The 16,183-nt window shown below is 62.6% G+C and carries 14 protein-coding genes; 2 read left to right on the forward strand and 12 right to left on the reverse strand.

Annotated features, from left to right (window positions below; translation table 11 throughout):
• Positions 1-67: 67 nt before the first annotated feature.
• The 7 genes from tssH to tssB form a co-directional block, all read right to left on the reverse strand.
• Positions 68-2,707: a type VI secretion system ATPase TssH gene (gene tssH / locus BRPE64_RS22920; protein ID WP_016347260.1), complete on the reverse strand. Its 2,640-nt coding sequence runs from the start codon at positions 2,705-2,707 to the stop codon at positions 68-70.
• A gap of 44 nt (positions 2,708-2,751) precedes the next feature.
• Positions 2,752-3,735, reverse strand: a complete 984-nt coding sequence (tssG, locus tag BRPE64_RS22925) for a type VI secretion system baseplate subunit TssG (protein WP_016347261.1) — start codon at positions 3,733-3,735, stop codon at positions 2,752-2,754.
• Positions 3,699-5,423: a type VI secretion system baseplate subunit TssF gene (tssF, locus tag BRPE64_RS22930; RefSeq protein WP_016347262.1), complete on the reverse strand. Its 1,725-nt coding sequence runs from the start codon at positions 5,421-5,423 to the stop codon at positions 3,699-3,701. Before tssF ends, tssG begins: the two co-directional genes overlap by 37 nt.
• Positions 5,424-5,473: 50 nt before the next feature.
• Positions 5,474-5,887 carry a type VI secretion system baseplate subunit TssE gene (gene tssE / locus BRPE64_RS22935; protein WP_144063503.1) on the reverse strand — a complete coding sequence of 138 codons (414 nt, stop codon included), beginning with the start codon at positions 5,885-5,887 and terminating at the stop codon, positions 5,474-5,476.
• A gap of 23 nt (positions 5,888-5,910) precedes the next feature.
• Positions 5,911-6,399: an Hcp family type VI secretion system effector gene (locus BRPE64_RS22940; protein ID WP_016347264.1), complete on the reverse strand. Its 489-nt coding sequence runs from the start codon at positions 6,397-6,399 to the stop codon at positions 5,911-5,913.
• Positions 6,400-6,599: 200 nt separating this feature from the next.
• Positions 6,600-8,087: a type VI secretion system contractile sheath large subunit gene (gene tssC / locus BRPE64_RS22945; RefSeq protein ID WP_016347265.1), complete on the reverse strand. Its 1,488-nt coding sequence runs from the start codon at positions 8,085-8,087 to the stop codon at positions 6,600-6,602.
• 1 nt (position 8,088) lies between these two features.
• Entirely contained in the window at positions 8,089-8,583 is a 495-nt protein-coding gene (gene tssB / locus BRPE64_RS22950) for a type VI secretion system contractile sheath small subunit (RefSeq protein WP_044042887.1), read from the reverse strand.
• A gap of 477 nt (positions 8,584-9,060) precedes the next feature.
• Between tssB and BRPE64_RS22955 the strand changes: the two genes are divergently transcribed.
• Together BRPE64_RS22955 and BRPE64_RS22960 are read left to right on the forward strand one after the other, a co-directional pair.
• Complete coding sequence (locus tag BRPE64_RS22955) at positions 9,061-9,405, forward strand: STAS domain-containing protein (protein WP_016347268.1); 345 nt, start codon at positions 9,061-9,063, stop codon at positions 9,403-9,405.
• 118 nt (positions 9,406-9,523) lie between these two features.
• Positions 9,524-10,012 (forward strand): Hcp family type VI secretion system effector, encoded by a 489-nt coding sequence (locus tag BRPE64_RS22960; RefSeq protein ID WP_016347269.1) that lies wholly within the window; start codon positions 9,524-9,526, stop codon positions 10,010-10,012.
• Positions 10,013-10,078: 66 nt separating this feature from the next.
• On the opposite strand, the gene BRPE64_RS22965 is transcribed toward BRPE64_RS22960, so the two are convergent.
• The 5 genes from BRPE64_RS22965 to BRPE64_RS22985 form a co-directional block, all read right to left on the reverse strand.
• Entirely contained in the window at positions 10,079-10,414 is a 336-nt protein-coding gene (locus BRPE64_RS22965; protein WP_016347270.1) for an STAS domain-containing protein, read from the reverse strand.
• A gap of 36 nt (positions 10,415-10,450) precedes the next feature.
• Complete coding sequence (locus BRPE64_RS22970) at positions 10,451-10,864, reverse strand: ATP-binding protein (RefSeq protein ID WP_016347271.1); 414 nt, start codon at positions 10,862-10,864, stop codon at positions 10,451-10,453.
• Entirely contained in the window at positions 10,861-12,864 is a 2,004-nt protein-coding gene (locus BRPE64_RS22975; protein WP_016347272.1) for a SpoIIE family protein phosphatase, read from the reverse strand. Before BRPE64_RS22975 ends, BRPE64_RS22970 begins: the two co-directional genes overlap by 4 nt.
• 25 nt (positions 12,865-12,889) lie before the next feature.
• Entirely contained in the window at positions 12,890-13,837 is a 948-nt protein-coding gene (locus BRPE64_RS22980; RefSeq protein WP_016347273.1) for a hypothetical protein, read from the reverse strand.
• Positions 13,838-14,001: 164 nt separating this feature from the next.
• On the reverse strand, positions 14,002-15,996 hold the full coding sequence (locus tag BRPE64_RS22985; protein ID WP_016347274.1) for a hypothetical protein: 1,995 nt from the start codon (positions 15,994-15,996) through the stop codon (positions 14,002-14,004).
• Positions 15,997-16,183: the final 187 nt, after the last annotated feature.

Here is a 16,183-nt window from a genome sequence, read left to right on the forward strand (position 1 = left end):
AGTCTCTCTGTCCGCCGCTACCGCCGTGTTGCAATTCGCGGCGGCAGCGTTACGGATGTAACCGTCGTCAGTCGACGATGCGCACGACGAATTCCCCGCTTTCATCGACATCGAGTTCGACGCCCGAAAGCGGCGTCTCGCCGCCCATGCGCGTGAGAATTTCCTGCGACATCATCGGCAAGATCGTGCCGCGCAGAATGAAGTCGATGTTGCGCGCGCCCGTCTCGACCTCGGTGCAGCGCGCGGCGATCTGCGCGACGACTGCGTCGCTGTAGGTGAAGCGCATCTTGTTGTTGTGCGCGATGCGGCGCACGATCTTGTCGAGCTTGAGGCGCACGATGCCGGCCAGCGCATCGGTCGCGAGCGCGAAATACGGAATCACCGTCATGCGCGCGAGCAACGCGGGCTTGAAGTGGTTCGAGAGAATCGGGCGCACTGCGGAGAGCAGGGTTGCGGCATCCGGCTTGTCTTCGCCCGCCGTCATTTCGGTGATGACATCGGTCGCGAGATTCGACGTGAGGAAGATCACCGTGTTCGAGAAGTCGATCTCCTTGCCCTCGCCGTCCGAGAGCATGCCCTTGTCGAACACCTGATAGAACAGGTTCATCACGTCGAGGTGCGCCTTCTCGACTTCGTCGAGCAGCACGACGGAGTACGGACGCTGCCGCACCGCCTCGGTCAGCACGCCGCCTTCGCCATAGCCGACATAGCCCGGCGGCGAGCCGATCAGCCGGCTGACGTTGTGCTTCTCCTGGAACTCGCTCATGTTGATGACGGTGGTCGATTTCTCGTCGCCGAACAGGATGTCCGCGACCGACAGCGCCGTCTCCGTCTTGCCGACGCCCGACGGTCCCGCGAGCAGGAACACGCCCATCGGCTGCTCAGGGTCTTTCAGGCCCGACTTGGCGGTCTTCAGCACTTCGGCGATCTGCTCCATCGCGTGGTCCTGGCCGCGAATGCGCTCCTTCAGCGTGTCGGCCATGCGCATCACGCTCTGCGCCTGATCGCGCAGCATCTTGCCGACCGGAATGCCGGTCCAGTCCGAGATCACGCGCGCGACCACATCCGGATCGACGTCGATATGCACGAGCGGCTGCGTGCCCTGCGCGGCCTTGAAGGCTTCGCTCGCCGAGGTGATGTTGTGCGCGAGCGTCTGCAAGGTATCGTCCGAGGCGCCCGACGCCTTGGCTTCATGGCGGGCGGCGCGTGCATCGAGCAAGGCGCGCGCGGCTTCGCGCTGCTGCTCCCACACCGCGCGCAGCGAGTCGGCCTGCGTGGTGAGCGTCGCGAGTTCGCCATCGATCGCGCCGAGACGTTCGAGGTCCACGGGCTGCTGATTATCGGCATCGCGTTGCAGGCCGTTCTTCTCGCGCTGCAAAGCCTGCATGCGGCGTTCGGTATTTTCCAGCACGTCCGGCTTCGCGCTTTGCAGCACCTTCACGCGCGCGCAGGCGGTGTCGAGCAGATCGACCGCCTTGTCCGGCAGCTGACGGCCCATGATGTAGCGGCTCGACAATTCGGCCGCCGCGACGATAGCGTCATCGCGCAGCACGACCTTGTGCACGTCCTCGTACTTCTCTTTCAGGCCGCGCAGGATCAGCGTTGCGGTCGCGACATCCGGCTCGTCGAGCTTGACGAGCTGGAAGCGGCGCGCAAGAGCCGCGTCTTTTTCGAAGTACTTCTTGTATTCGGCCCACGTCGTCGCGGCGATGGTGCGCAACTCGCCGCGCGCGAGTGCGGGCTTGAGCAGATTGGCCGCGTCCGACGTGCCCGCCTGACCGCCTGCGCCGATCAGCGTATGCGCTTCGTCGATGAACAGAATGATCGGTTTCGCCGATGCCTTCACTTCCGTGATCACGCCCTTGAGGCGATTCTCGAACTCGCCCTTCACGCTCGCGCCCGCCTGCAACAGGCCCATATCGAGACCGATGATGGTCACGTCCCTGAGCGAATCGGGCACGTCGCCCTCCACCACGCGCAGCGCCAGTCCTTCGACCACCGCCGTCTTGCCGACACCGGGATCGCCGACGCAGATCGGGTTGTTCTTGCGGCGGCGCGCGAGGATATCGACCATCTGGCGAATCTCGGCATCGCGGCCGAACACCGGATCGAGCTTGCCGGCGCGCGCCTTCTCCGTGAAGTTTTCGCAGAAGCGTGCAATTGCGCTGCCGTCGCCGTTCGCGGGCGCGGACGCATCGCCCGTGCTCTCGCCGAGCGTGTCGCGCGTGCCTGCCTCGACGGAGGCGCCGCAGACGGCATCGAACGAACGCATCAGCGTTTCACGATTCAACGCGCGCAGCGGCGCGGCATAGTCGCCGGTGGCGTAGTAGGTCGGACGCGCGAGGAACGCGAGCAGCACCGCGCCCGAACGGATACGCGGCTCCTGCAGATCCACCGATGCAATCAGCCACGCGTCCTGCAACATTTCGAGCAGCAGCGGCGAGAACGCGGGACGTCCCGCGTTGCCGGTCTTCATCTGTTCCAGCGAGAGATTGATTGCGCGCCGCACGAGCGCCGCGTCGACATCGTGCTGACGCAACAGCAGCGCGATATCGGCCTGCTGCTCGTCGAACAGTTTGACGAGCACATGCTCGACCGTGATTTCGTAATGTCCGCGCGACACGCACAACCCGACGCCGTCTTCCAGCGCCTGTTTGCAGAAGCCGTTGAGGCGGCCCACGAGGGGCTTCAGTTCGACCAGCAGCATGTTTGTTTTCCTCTTAGTCTTTCCAGCAACGGCCAGCAAAATGGTTAGAGAGCGTATTGAACCCGCGTCGGCAATGCCGCTTCGCCGGGATTGAGCCAGGTGTCGAAGCCAAGACGCGACCACGCGCCGCGACCCGTGCGCGCCGCGCCGGCTTCGTCGTGACGCAGTTGCAGTGCCACTTCGACATCCAGCGGATCGGTCAGATAGAAACGCGTGAAGAAACGCAGACGCGCATGGGCGCTTCCGCCCGGCAGCATCTGATGAAACAGGGCTTGCGGCACATCGGCGAATTCGAGCCGGATGGTGCTCTGGTAATCGTCGATCTCGCTGCCGAGCCATGCGTCTTCGCCGAGCCGGCTCTGCCCGAGGCCGAGTTGCCAACGTTGATCGCCGGGAATCGGCACCGCGCGCATCACGCCGCACACGACCTCGACCTGCGCGGGCGCGAAGGCGTCGGCGAGCAAGGTCTTGAGGCCGAGCGCCGAATGCGGACGCTGATTGAAAAGCCCCGCATAACGCAGCAGTTCGGCGCTGCCCGGCAGAAGGTCGGCGCGCAGGTCGGCATCGTGCAGGCCGACGAACGCATACAGCTGATTGAGCGATGCCTCGTGCCGGTCCTCGACGATGCGCTGTTCGACCCGATACTTCGCCCATGCGTCGAACAGCAGCGGATACAGCGCGTGATGAACGATGTCGAGGAAATCGCGCGTGACGTGATGGCCGTCGCGCTCCTCTTCGAACAGGTCTTCGGTGTAATACGTCGGCAGCGGCGAGGCCACGCCGTACAGGCCGAAAAAGTTCGCCGTGATGCGATAGCCGCCCGCGGGCATCGCCTCGATGCGGTCGATATCGTTCTCGGGAAAGCCCAACCCGAGCCGCGGACGAACGCGCAGATTCTCCTGATTCAGGCCCGTGTGCCGGTCGTAAAGACGCAGCAAGCGGATGGCCTGAAAGTACGAATACTTCTCACCGTTGGTGAGCAGCAGCGCCTTTACAGCATCGCTTGTTGCCCGAGTCTCGGAGGCCATTTGAATACGGTGCCTGAAAGCGTGTCTTCGAGCTCGACGCGCGTATAGGAATTGATGCCGGCGTAATCGCCGAGAAATCGCTCGAGCATGCAGCCGAAGAGATACAGATCGCCGATCCCGGCGTAATGGTCCTCACGACAACGAATACGGATCAACTGGCCGCGCTGCATGCCGCCGCGTCCCACGAGGCGCGTTTCGCGCGTGGCCGTCATATCGACGATGCCTTCGATACGGCGCCGGTTCGACATGTCCGGCCCCTGCCTGCCCGCGAACACATACAGGCCGAGCAGCTTGCGCAGATTCTCGGCGCTCGCCAGCGACAGCAGATTCAGCGACACATGCGAGAGCAGGCACCACAGCAGTTCCTCGCCTGCGGGCGGGTCCTGCGCGGGCGTGATCGCGCGGATATTGGTGAAGCTCATCTGATCGGGCGACGTGCTGGTCGGCACGTTGATATCGCCCGGCTTGAGTCCTTCCGGTAACGAACGATTCGTACAGGTGACGCGAATCGACAACGTCTCCGCAAGCGGCGTCTCCGAAGGCGGATAGTTCAGCGACAGATACACGTCGCTGCCGCGCTCGACATTCGCATTCTTGAGCGTGGTGCGATAGCTCAGTTGCGCGCCGCGTCCGTCGTGACGAAACATGCTGAACGGCTGATACACGCGTTCGCGCGCCTGACCTTGCTGATAGCCCAGCACCTGATCGACGGAATAGATCTGGAAATGCCGGCGGTCGCGGCCTTCGGGATTCACACGATATTCCGTTGCGCGATGCTCGTGCGTGATCGGATCGGCGACATGCGCGAACACGTTGATCGCCGGCACGACGTTGAGCAGGAAGCTCTGCGCGTCGATTGCGGGCATCCACTCGGGCAGCGCGTCGAGCGTCATCACGATGCTGAAACTCGTGCCCTTCGCGTTCGCCGTCCAGCGCTTCAGGCCAACGATATCGACGAAGAGAAACTTCTCCGGCATCGCGAAAAATTCCTGAATGGTGCGATAGCCGGGCAGCGCATGGTTCGGATAAGCGAGCAGATCGGCATCGAAACCGCTGGTGCGGATATGCTTCGCGCCGAGCGAAAGCCGCTCGCCGCCGCCGCTCGAAATGCGCACGTCCGTGACATGGTTCATCAACAGCAGCAGCAGTTTCGCGGCATCGACATAGCCGCCGTTCAGAAACAGGCGAATGGAATCGCCGTTCCATTGCGCGATGTTCAGGCCGCCGTCCATCTCGAACTCGATCATCAGCACGGGGGCGGCGCCCGCATGGCTCAGCAGATTGACTTCGGCGATCCGCAGCGGTTCGACATCGAGATCGCAGGTGGTGCGAAAGCGGCATGTCGTGCCGTCCACCGGCACGGACGCGAGTTCGGTGCCCGCTGCAACACGCGCCAGTTGCGCGCGCGGGCCTTTCGTTGCGAAGCTGATCAGCGTCGATGCGGGCACCGGACGCAGATAGTGCGGAAACAGCAGATGCGTGAGTTCCTGAATGAACTCGGGGAATTCGTCGTCGAGCTTCTGACGCGTCAGGCCCGTGAGAAACGCGACGCCTTCGAGCAGACGCTCGACATCCGGATCGGCGGACGTGCCCGAGAGCATCGGGGCAATGGCCGGGTTCGCGCGTGCGAACTCGCCGGCCAGGCCTTTCAGCTTGTTCAGCTCATCCTGATAGTATCGATTGAACATGCGTGCGAGGCTCGACGGATTCCGGAAGAAGCAATTCGGTTTGGGTACGATCAGTCGACGCTGACGCGGCCGTTGGCGCCTACGGTCGTCGAAATACGCAGGGGAATTTCGCGGTCATCCACTTCGAGCGCGCCTTCGAGCGCGAAGCGGATCGCCAGCACGTCCGTCTTCTCGCGATTGAGCGTGACGCGCGGCGACTTGATGCGGGGTTCGTAACGCAGGACCATGCGGCGAATCTCTTCTTCGATCTCTCGCGTGGAACCCATCGCGGTGGTGCCGGCCAGGTTGGTGAAATCGGGCACGCCGAAAAGCGGATCGATCTGCACGCTGCCCTGCCGTGTATTGAGCAACCGGCTCAGGTGACTCATCACCGAGTGAACGAGCACATCCACCTGCGTCTCGTTGGTGCGGCGTTCTTGCGCACCCCAACTCGCGATTCGTTCCAGCAACCGGCGCTCTCTCACCTTCGCTCCCGTTCAGATGTCGGTCAGGACTTCGGGGCGAGCCACGAATCTTCTGCTTCGATGCCGTCCGGATCGAACGTCCAGGTGATCTTCTCGTACGTGAACGAGATATCTTCCATGTGACCCATCTGCTTGTTTTCCGGCGACAGGCAGTTCGGCGTCCACGACTGCATGTTGGTCAGGATCGCGTTCGACAGCTTCACGGTGTAGTACTTCTCTTCCGTGCCCTTCGGCGAAATGCGATAGAACTCGAGCGTCACGTCCTTCATCTGCTCGCCCGACGTCAGCGCCTGAAACAGCTTCGGCGACGACTTGTCGATTTCCTTGGTCAGCGTCATCGGCAGATGCACGCGCTTGCCGGTGGGCAGGCCCGTTTGCGGGCTCTTCGGAATTTCGATGGTGTGATCGACGGCCTGGACGAGAATCTTCCCTTCATGACCCTGAACCTTGGTCGAGCCTTCGATCTTGCCTTGATTCTGGCCTTCGAGCGTGAGGTAGCACGGCATCGGCATGATATTTCCCCTTCTGGGTAGCGAACTATGTTGGAGTCAGGTTTGTCAGGCCGCGGTCATCGTCGACCGCGGCATGTTGCTCAGCTCTTCTGTGTGCTGCGCATGTTTCACATAGTGCGGGAGCACTGTTACCGGCTCGCTTCAGTTTTCCCGCGCTGCGTTACAGATGAAACATGGCGTGCTTCACTGCGGCGAGACGCTTATTTCTTGTCCAGCTTGCCGACCAGCGACAGCGTGAACGACGCGCCCATGTACTTGAAGTGCGGACGTACTTTCAGGTCCACGCGATACCAGCCCGGATCGCCTTCGACATCGGCCACGACGATCTCCGCCTGACGCAGCGGACGGCGGCTGCGCACGCCTTCTGCCGGGTTGTCCATGTCGGCGACATACTGGCGAATCCACGTATTGAGTTCGCTTTCGAGATCGACGCGCTCTTTCCACGTGCCGATGTTCTCGCGCTGAATCACCTTGATGTAGTGCGCGAGACGGCTCACCACGAACATGTACGGTAGCTGCGTGCTGAGCTTGTAGTTCAGCTCGGCTTCCTTGCCTTCCTTGGTGTTGCCGAAGAACTTCGGCTTCTGCGCCGAATTGGCCGAGAAGAACGCGGCGTTGTCGCTGTTCTTGCGCATGGTGAGCGCAATGAAGCCCTGCTCGGCAAGCTCGAACTCGCGGCGCTCGGAGATGAGCACTTCGGTCGGGATCTTGTTTTGCAGCTCGCCCATCGACTCATACGTGTACACCGGCAGATCGCCGACCGTGCCGCCGCCTTGCGGCCCGATCACGTTGGCGCACCAGCGGTAATCGGCGAAGCTCGACGTCAGGCGCGAAGCGAATGCGAAAGCCGCGTTGCCCCACAGGAACTGCTTGTTGCCGCCCGAGACGTCTTCCTTGTAGTTGAACTTCTTGGCCGGGACCGTATCCGCGCCATAGGGCACGCGCAGCAGGAAGTGCGGCAGCGTGAGGCCGACATAGCGCGCGTCTTCCGATTCACGGAAGGCGTTCCACTTGACGAACTGCGGACCTTCGAAAATCGACGAGAGGTCTTTGAGGTTCGGAAGCTGATCGTAGGTATCGACGCCGAAGAAGTGCGGGCCCGCTGCCGCGATGAACGGCGCATGGCTCATCGCCGACACGCTCGCCACGCTTTGCAGCAGCTTCACGTCCTGCGTACCCGGACCGAACTCATAGTTCGCCACGATGGCGCCGAACGGCTGGCCGCCGAACTGGCCGTATTCGGCCGTGTACAGATTCTTGTACAGACCGGATTTGGTGATGTCGGCCGAGTCCTCGAAGTCTTCGAGAAGCTTGCCCTTGCTCACGCTCAGCAATTGAATCTTGACGTTCTCGCGGAAATTCGTGCGGTCCACGAGGAACTTGAGCGAACGCCATGCCGATTCCATTTTCTGCAGGTCGGCGTGATGCAGGATCGCATCGACCTGTGCGCAGAGCTTCTGATCGAGGTCGGCAATCATGCTGTCGACCGTCGCCTGCGTGATGCGCTCCACGGCGTTCTGCGGTTCGAGCAACTGGCCGATGAACGCCTGAATGCCCTGACGCGTGATCGAATAGGCTTCGTCGCCCGGCTTGATGCGTGCCGATTCGATCAGCTGGTCCAGTAGCGAAATGCTTGCATCGGCTTCGGGTGCGGCCGCGGTGTCCTGCTGTTTTTCCATGTCGCTCATTTCACTTTTCCTCGATGCCGAGTTCGCTCATCAGACGCGCGCGCACGCCTTCGTCTTCAATCAGTTCCTGAACGCGCTTGCGGAAATCCGGAATGTTGCCGAGCGGTCCCTTGAGCGCCTTGAGCGCGTCGCGCAGGGCGATCATCTGGCGCAGCTCGGGCACTTTCTCGACGATCGCATCGGGCGAGAAATCGTCGATGGAGTCGAACTTGAGGTTGATCGCGAGTTGCGCGTCCGGGTCGGCGTTCGCGTCGAGACGGTTCGGCACCGCGAGATCGAGCGAAAGCTTCTGGCCCTTGAGCACTTCGTTGAAGTTGTCCTTGTCGACGTTGACAGGCTTCATGTCTTCGATCGGCGTCTCGTCGTCGCGCAAGGTGAAGTCGCCGAGCACGAGCAATTTGAGCGGCAGTTCAACCTCCGCCTTGGCATCTCCGGTGGCCGGACGATACACAATATTGACCCGCTCCTTCGGAGCAACTGAACCGTCAGATGCCATGCCTACCCCCTAACCCAAACCAAAATGTGTTGTAGAAAAAATCGTTTTGCAGCGCGATGCCGTCGATATCAGACATGCTGTTTAAGCACGAACGTGCGTATGACCTGTCGCCCATGAAGCGTCGTCTGCGGCAAGCGACACGGAACGATCGCATGCCGCGTCGCCGGTCATTCCCGCAAAGAGAACCGGGTTCCGGGTTCTGTTCGCCCCTTAGCCGAGGTTTCGCTTTGGTACGCTGCTTCTTGCCGCCAAGGCTTTAACGGCCAACTTTCGGATTTCTTGAAGCCGGTCTGAATCCGGCTTCGGGACAGGCGACGAAATGGCTTTTGGCCCGCTGAATCGCGCATCGATCCATCAGGAATTTTTTATTTCTGCCGTTAATGCTTCGAGGCACGCCGATCGGATCGGCGTGCCGGATTTCCACTCGACAAGATCTGAAGCCCGGCGCGCAGCATCGCCATTGCACGAGAGACCATTGTGGCAAACCAGTACGAAGTCCAGGGCGACGTGCTCATCGTGAGCCTCGAAGGCGCGCTGAACAGCATGAACTCGGCGCAAGTCGAAGCCGAGATCCAACGCCTTCTCGATCAAGGCTCCAACGACCTGTTATTCGACCTCGGCGGGCTCAGCTATATCTCCAGCGCGGGATTGCGCGTCGTGTTGATCGCGGCGAAGCGTCTCAAGCAGTCCGCGGGACGGCTCGTTCTCTGCGGCATGCACGATCAGATCCGCGAGGCGTTCGAGATCAGCGGATTTCTCAACATTCTCAACGTCACCGACACGCGCGCAGCCGCGCTCGAACGCTTCAACCAGGTGGCGTGAGTTCCATGTTTCATTCGTAACCTGAGTTCGCCGTTCTGAAACGCGGCCGTAACGGCGCGCCCACAGAATTCATCCCATGCGCTAAACGAACTGCGCACAAACAACCGGAGAAAAAATCATGCCGATGCCGTGCTACCTCTCGCTCGAAGGCCAAAACCAAGGCAAGATCGAAGGCTCGACCAAGGTTCAGGGTCATGAAGGAAAGATCCTCGTTCAGGCTGTCGATCACACGATCGAAATCCCGAAGAGCCCGCAAACGGGCCTGCCCACCGGCAAGCGCGTGCATCAGGCGATGACGCTCAGCAAGGAAATCGACAAGTCGTCGCCGAAGCTGTATCAGGCGCTGACCTCCGGCGAACAGATGAAGACCGTGTCGCTCGAGTTCTACCGCATTTCGCCCAAGGGCACGGAAGAGAAGTACTACACCGTGAATCTGTCGAACGCGATTCTGACCAACATGAAGTCGTGGACGCCGAATTGCCTCTCGCCCGACAACCGTCAGATGGGCCACATGGAAGACGTGTCCTTCACGTACGAGAAGATCACGTGGACGTACGAGCCGGACGGCATCGAAGCCGAAGACTCGTGGCTCGCGCCGAAGTCCTGAAGCCTGAAGCTTGAAGCCGTTTAAAGCGAAGAAAGCCGCCTCGTCGCCGGGGCGGCTTTTTTTGTTTCAGCCGCCAAGCGCCGCCAGTCCGGCCGCGCGATCGGGAAGAATTCGGAACAAGGAATCGAAACCGATTACCTGAAAGACTTCGTGAACCTGCGGCACGAGCCCGGCCAGCACGAGGTCATGGCCCGTGCTGCGCACGATCTTCGCGGCCTTCAGCATCACGCGCAGCCCGGCGGAACTCACGTATTGCACATCGCTCAGATCGAGCAGCACGCGCGGCGCGGCCTGCACGCGCTCCGGCAAAACGTCTTCGAGCAGCTTGCAGGTCGTACTGTCGATGCGTCCATCCACGGCGATGATCAGCACTTCGCCTTCACGGGTTTCGTTGATATTCATTCGTTTCCTCGGTATTTCATCAGGCGCATGGGCATGTCACGCAATGCGCTTCCAGAAGCTCAGCCGGTTGAAGCGGTCGCGGCGTTCGTACTCCACGCCGTCCATCATCTTTCTGACCAGATAGACGCCCAGACCGCCGATCGCGCGTTCGTCGAGGCTGCTCGTCACGTCGGGCTCGGGTAACTGGAGCGGATCGAAGGCCACGCCGTCATCGACGACCTCGGCGCGCACTTCGCTTTCGCCGATCGCCACGTGAACGCGGATCGGATCGTGCGGGCAGCCGTAAGCGGCGATGTTCGAGATGACTTCGTCGAACGCCATTGCAAAGCTCTGGAACAGCATCGGCGGCAGGCTGCGTGCATCGAACAGGGCCTGCAAACGATTCACCAGTTCGCCGATATCGGGCGTGTTCGCATCCAGTTGCGTGTCGAGCGTGTCGGTGGCGTTCATACGTTCGTCGACCCGGAAGGACCGTAGTGAATCGCGAGGCAGGTGATGTCGTCCGATTGCGGCGCACCGTCGGCGAACTGATGCACGCTGTCGAACAGGCGCTTGAGCAGCACTTCGACGTCCAAGCCCTTCGCGCCGGCGAGATGCTGCGCGAGACGAAGTTCGCCGTATTCCTCGTCGGCGGGATTGAACGCTTCGGTCACGCCATCGGTATAAAGCAGCAGCGTGGTGCCCGCGGCCAGATGCGTGCGTCCCTCGGCGAAAGGCGTGCCTTCGATTACGCCGAGCGCCATGCCGCCCGTGCCCGGCAATTGCGATATTGAGCCGTCCGGCGCGATCAGGTAAGGCGGATTATGGCCGCCGTTCGCGTAGTCGAGCTCGCCGGTCGCGGTGTCCAGAATGCCATAGAAGAGCGTGACGAACATGGTCGCTTCATTGTCCTGCGCGAGCAGATCGTTGGCGAGCGCGAGACAGGCGCCGGGACTGGCCGCGCTCGGCGCGATCGCGCGCAGCAGCGTGCGCGCCACCGCCATGAACAGCGCGGCCGGCACGCCTTTACCCGACACATCGGCGATCACCACGCCGATTTTCTGATCGGACAGCCAGAAGTAATCGTAGAAGTCGCCGCCGACTTCGCGCGCCGGAATCATGCGCGCGAACATCTGCAAGTCGGGGCGCGACGGAAAGCGCGTCGGCACGATCGACTGCTGCATGCGCCGCGCGACATCGAGTTCCTGCTGGATCGACACGAGCTTGGTGTGCGCGTTGAAGACGTTCTGGATCGTGAGGAACCACGGACGCCACGCCTGCGGAATATCGGGAATCGATTTGACCGAGCCGCGGTCTTCGTCCTGAATGTAGCGCACGAGCTTCTGCGCGGGCACGATGGCGTCGTTGTACGTGAGGCGGCTCGCGACCACGAGCATCATCGTCAACGCGACGACCAGCAGCAGCACGCTCGGCACGCCCGTGCCCAGCGCCACGCGCACCAGATTCCAGCGCGGCACCAGCAGCACGACGCGAAACGGCGCATGCGCAATGCCGATGGCTTCGATGTAATAGCTGCCGTGCAGCGTCAGGCGTCCGTCGGCGTCTTTGAGGATCTCGTGCAGATTGGGGCGCAGTGCTTCGGGAAACGCTTCGGTCGCGGGCAGAACGTGTTGCACGCCGTCGAGAACGAGCGTGGGATGCGCGAGCAACTGGTCCCGGTCGTTGACGATGAAAACCGTCCCCAGACCTTCCGGCCAGGTCCGTACAAACTGGTTGAGCCAGCCCAGCGTTAGATCGAGCGAAACCGAGCCCAGGAAGTCCGCGCCGTCGTACACCCCCGCCGATGCGGTGACCATCAGCCCCTTGCCCGCTTCATCCATGTAAGCGGGCGTCCAGATGATCTGCCGCTGCGAATCGTTGGCGGGCAACACGCCCGTGAAGAAATCCTTCTGCCTGAGCGAATCCGCATAAAAGAAATCGTTCGATCTGACCCACGGATAGATATTGATGAAGCGGTGCGTCGACGTGTAATAGACCCACGTCGCGCCCGGCAGATTGGCCATGATGGTCTTGAACGTGCCGTTCAGGCTCAGCGCCATTTCCAGCTCGCGATCGAGCGCGGGCGTACGCGCGCCGACGAGGCCGGTCAGATTGCCCGCATCCGCTTCGGTCCATGGCGGCGGCAAGGTATCGAGCCGGATGCTGCCCGGCTCCTTGCCCGAACGCAGCGCGTCCAGCAACGGCGACGGCGCCGTGCCCCGCGGATGCAGACGCAACCACGTTTGCCCCTGAATGCGCATCGAGTTGACGGCGTCGGTGCTGCTGCGCACCAGCGCATCGAGTGCGATCGACTGTTCCTGCATGCGCTGGCTGAGGCCGTCGATCTGTGAATCGAGCGTCAGTCTGTAGCGCAGGAAAACGAGCGCGCACGCGACGATCAACACGCCGACGAACGCGATCCGCATGACGCGGTTATAGCGGGCAAATAGAGCCGCTGTCAGATCGGACATACGTGACGTGCCAAAGTAAGTGCGTTCATGCGGCGACGCTCGGCAAGCTGTTCAGGCGTTCTCCGGCTTCCCGTTGCGCGCCCGCACCGCCGAGATGCCCGAGGCGTGTTTGCAGCACGCCCGCGCTCGTCAGTTGAAGGATTTCGGAAAAGGCCATGCGCGTCATGGATTTCGGATCGGCCGCACGCGCGCCCTGCTCGGCCTCCAGCGTGACGATGACCTCGCGATAATCCTCGATGCCCGCGACCATGATGTCGAACCAGCTCAGCCACGCGGCCTCGATGGTCTCGTTCTGCGTGAGCGCGCGGCACAACCGTCCGATGCGCGTCGCCTGATCGAGCAGGATCACGTCGATCTCGTCCTCGTCCGCGCTCAGACGTTCACGCAGACCGGCGTCCCAGCGAATGCTGATTTCCGGAAGAAAGATATAGCGCAGACCCTGCACGACGCCGATCCGGCTATCGGCCGAGGGAATCATGGTGAAGCCGTCGATCGCCCAGCCTTCGCCGGGGAAACCGACGATCTGCCGCACCAGTTCGACCGTATCGGCGATGCGCGTGGGCGCCTTGAACATGACGGTGAGGCCGGGCCGCGCGTTGTCGGTCCATTCGCCGGGCGGCAGCACGCGGCCCACGAACGCATCGGTCTGGGCTGCGGAGTACGCCAGCGAAAACACGCCGGCGGCGAGCGCGGCGGCATCGAAACCGCCGGCCGCTTTCACTTCGAGACCGACGGAGAGTTCCTGACTCGATCCATAACGCCCGAGCACGGGGCGCAGAATGATTTCGCGCACGTGCGCGTCGTCATTCAGGAGCGTGACGAGCGGCTGCACGAAGTCTTTGAAACGCGCGCCGACCGGATACACACGCGATGCCGGAATCGTGAGCGCGCCATGACCGCGCAGTCGCGCGAGTCCGCCGGCCGAGGCCTGCTGCGTCAAACCCACGAAGTAATGATCCACCGCTTCGGCCATCGCCGTTCCTTGTCTGCCTTCGGTCGCAAATCTTGTTGTGTCGATATCTGCTGCGAAATACGACGGAGTGTAGCGACGACCGGCGCGGTCAAAGGCTCGAAGAGAGCACCAAAAAGGCGATTGTTCGATGCTTTGCCGCGCCGCCGTGTCGACTGCCCGATGGCCTATTGCGCGATTCCCACGCGTTCGCAGGCCGCCAGCGCGCCGTTGCTGCCCTGCGTGTAGTGCAGACGGTAGCCGCCGTTCGCGAGACCGTGCTTCGAGGCGAGCACGATCTGGCCGAGCGTGCCCTTCGCGGCCTGACGGCTCATCGACGGCTGCTGCTCGATGATCAGATCCGCGAGTTCGGGATTCGCGCGCACCGCATCCGCACCGACGATGCGGCGCACGTTCGACACGCTGCCGCGATACCAGCCATAGAACGGCCGATAAGCGGGTCCTGCGTAATGGCTGTCGATGATCATGTACGGATCGAGCTTCGTCAGCGCGCCGAGCACGTCGTCATCGCCGAGGATATAGGCGAGATCGCCGCCGAGACGCGAACCCGGCTCGCCGATATGCGCCGGATCGTAACGCCAGCCTTCCGGACCGTTGCGCAGCTCCGACCACTTCTTGCCCGTCCACGTGACGACATGCGACAAGCCGATGGTCGAAGTCGCCGTCTCCGGAATCGCAACGCCATTTTTCTTGGGCGGCGACAGCGTGATATAGAGCAGATCGCCCGGCAACAGCAACTTCGACGTGGTGTCGAAATTGCCGTGATTGATATCGAGCAGCACGCCGATCTGCGCCGGGCTCGCCCATTGCGGCGTGCTCGCGGCGCCTGCGGGCGTCATGCAGGCTTGCGTGCTGATGCCGGTTTCGACTTCGGTGTGATCCTTCGTCAGCCCCGCGAAGTTGTAGACCCACGCGGTGAAGTCGGAGCAGTCCACGCCATGCCACTGCACCTGCGCGACCGGCAGCGCCGTGGCGCTCGACTGGCCCTTGCGCTGCACGATCTGCGAACCGTCGATGCCGCTGCGTTGCGCCGTGCAGGTCATGCCGTACTTCTGCGTCGAACTGCCTTTCGCGCCCGAGGTGCTGCCCGCCGATGCATTGCGATACTTCGGATCGGCGAGCGCGGAATCGTCGGGCGGCAGCCAGCCGGGAATATGGTGATGACAGTAGTTGATGTTCTGATCGACCCAGAAGTTTTCGACCGCCATTACCAGTTCGCGCTGGAACGTGTCGATGTCCGAGCAGCCGGCGGGCGGCTGGATCGCGCCGTACTGGCCGGCGAGCGGTCCCCAACTGCTGACGGTCGTGAAGCTCGCCCAGTTGGTTTTGGTGAGGCCGCCCGTGAGCGTGGCCTGCACGTCGTCGCGGCGGCCTTCGAACAGCGCGCGGTTGTCGTTCAACAGCGCGACGCGATCCCCGCAAGTGCTCGCGCTGCCCTTCGCCGTCTGCACCGCGCCCGGCATGACCGGCGCGATCTGCGCGACCGACGTAATACCCGAGCGATTGCGCGCGTTCTTCATATGCACGGCCGCGCCCGTGGTGAGCGCGCAGTTGCCGCTTGGCGGGGCGTCGAGCGTGCCGTCGTCGGCCATGTTGCCCGCGCCCGCGTGGCACGTACTCAGCGTGTCGCCATTGGCCGCCTGCGCGACGATGTTCTGCGTGCTCGCGTCGATGGTGCCGCCGCTGGCCGTGCGGCTCTCGGATTCCGCGCCGAGCGCGAGACTCATCTTCGCGCCATCGGTGACCGTCGCTGCCGTGCCTGCCGTGCCTGCCGCGACGAAGGCGGGCGTGGTCTGCTGCACGTCGATATCGCCGGCGAAGGCGTTCACGCGCGAGATCGCCGCGGCGATATTGGATGCGCTGAGGCCGCCCGCCGCGCGCGCATCGGCGACGATCGCATTCGAATACGCCGACACCACCATCTGCGACGGCGCGTTCAGATACACCGCATCGAGTTCGCCGGACAGGCTCGCCGTGCTGCCGTCGGCTTCTTCGGTGAAGCTGCCGCCCGTCACGCGCACCAGCAGCGGATAGTGCAGCGTGCCGCGCAATGTGAAGCTGCCGTCGCTGCCTGTGGTGGCGGTGGCGGACGCCTTGTCGGGCACGGTGCCGTCGGCGGCGATCTCATGCGCGGACACCGACGCATTCGCGACCGCTCCCATATAGACCCCGCCCGATGTGGACGGCGACGACCCGCCGCACGCGGACAGGAACAGGCAAAACGCCGCGCTCGCTGCGGCAGTGAGATGAACTGGTTTCACGATGACCTTGCAGAAAAAGATACCGGGCGCCGGCAATCGCATGGCGCGCAACGCATCGGCCGCGGCCCGGACAAGCCATGCACCGATG

This window comes from Caballeronia insecticola, from assembly GCF_000402035.1.
Classification (GTDB): domain Bacteria; phylum Pseudomonadota; class Gammaproteobacteria; order Burkholderiales; family Burkholderiaceae; genus Caballeronia; species Caballeronia insecticola.

What these genes read in the sequence shown, in the direction of transcription:
- tssG (WP_016347261.1), bottom strand. Translation starts at nt 3,735, where the DNA reads ATGGCCTCCGAGACTCGGGCAACAAGCGATGCTGTAAAGGCGCTGCTG.
- tssB (WP_044042887.1), bottom strand. Translation starts at nt 8,583, where the DNA reads ATGGCATCTGACGGTTCAGTTGCTCCGAAGGAGCGGGTCAATATTGTG.
- tssC (WP_016347265.1), bottom strand. Translation starts at nt 8,087, where the DNA reads ATGAGCGACATGGAAAAACAGCAGGACACCGCGGCCGCACCCGAAGCC.
- BRPE64_RS22985 (WP_016347274.1), bottom strand. Translation starts at nt 15,996, where the DNA reads ATGGGAGCGGTCGCGAATGCGTCGGTGTCCGCGCATGAGATCGCCGCC.
- BRPE64_RS22980 (WP_016347273.1), bottom strand. Translation starts at nt 13,837, where the DNA reads ATGGCCGAAGCGGTGGATCATTACTTCGTGGGTTTGACGCAGCAGGCC.
- BRPE64_RS22960 (WP_016347269.1), top strand. Translation starts at nt 9,524, where the DNA reads ATGCCGATGCCGTGCTACCTCTCGCTCGAAGGCCAAAACCAAGGCAAG.
- tssH (WP_016347260.1), bottom strand. Translation starts at nt 2,707, where the DNA reads ATGCTGCTGGTCGAACTGAAGCCCCTCGTGGGCCGCCTCAACGGCTTC.
- BRPE64_RS22940 (WP_016347264.1), bottom strand. Translation starts at nt 6,399, where the DNA reads ATGCCGATGCCGTGCTACCTCACGCTCGAAGGCCAGAATCAAGGCAAG.
- BRPE64_RS22970 (WP_016347271.1), bottom strand. Translation starts at nt 10,864, where the DNA reads ATGAACGCCACCGACACGCTCGACACGCAACTGGATGCGAACACGCCC.
- BRPE64_RS22965 (WP_016347270.1), bottom strand. Translation starts at nt 10,414, where the DNA reads ATGAATATCAACGAAACCCGTGAAGGCGAAGTGCTGATCATCGCCGTG.
- tssF (WP_016347262.1), bottom strand. Translation starts at nt 5,423, where the DNA reads ATGTTCAATCGATACTATCAGGATGAGCTGAACAAGCTGAAAGGCCTG.
- BRPE64_RS22975 (WP_016347272.1), bottom strand. Translation starts at nt 12,864, where the DNA reads ATGTCCGATCTGACAGCGGCTCTATTTGCCCGCTATAACCGCGTCATG.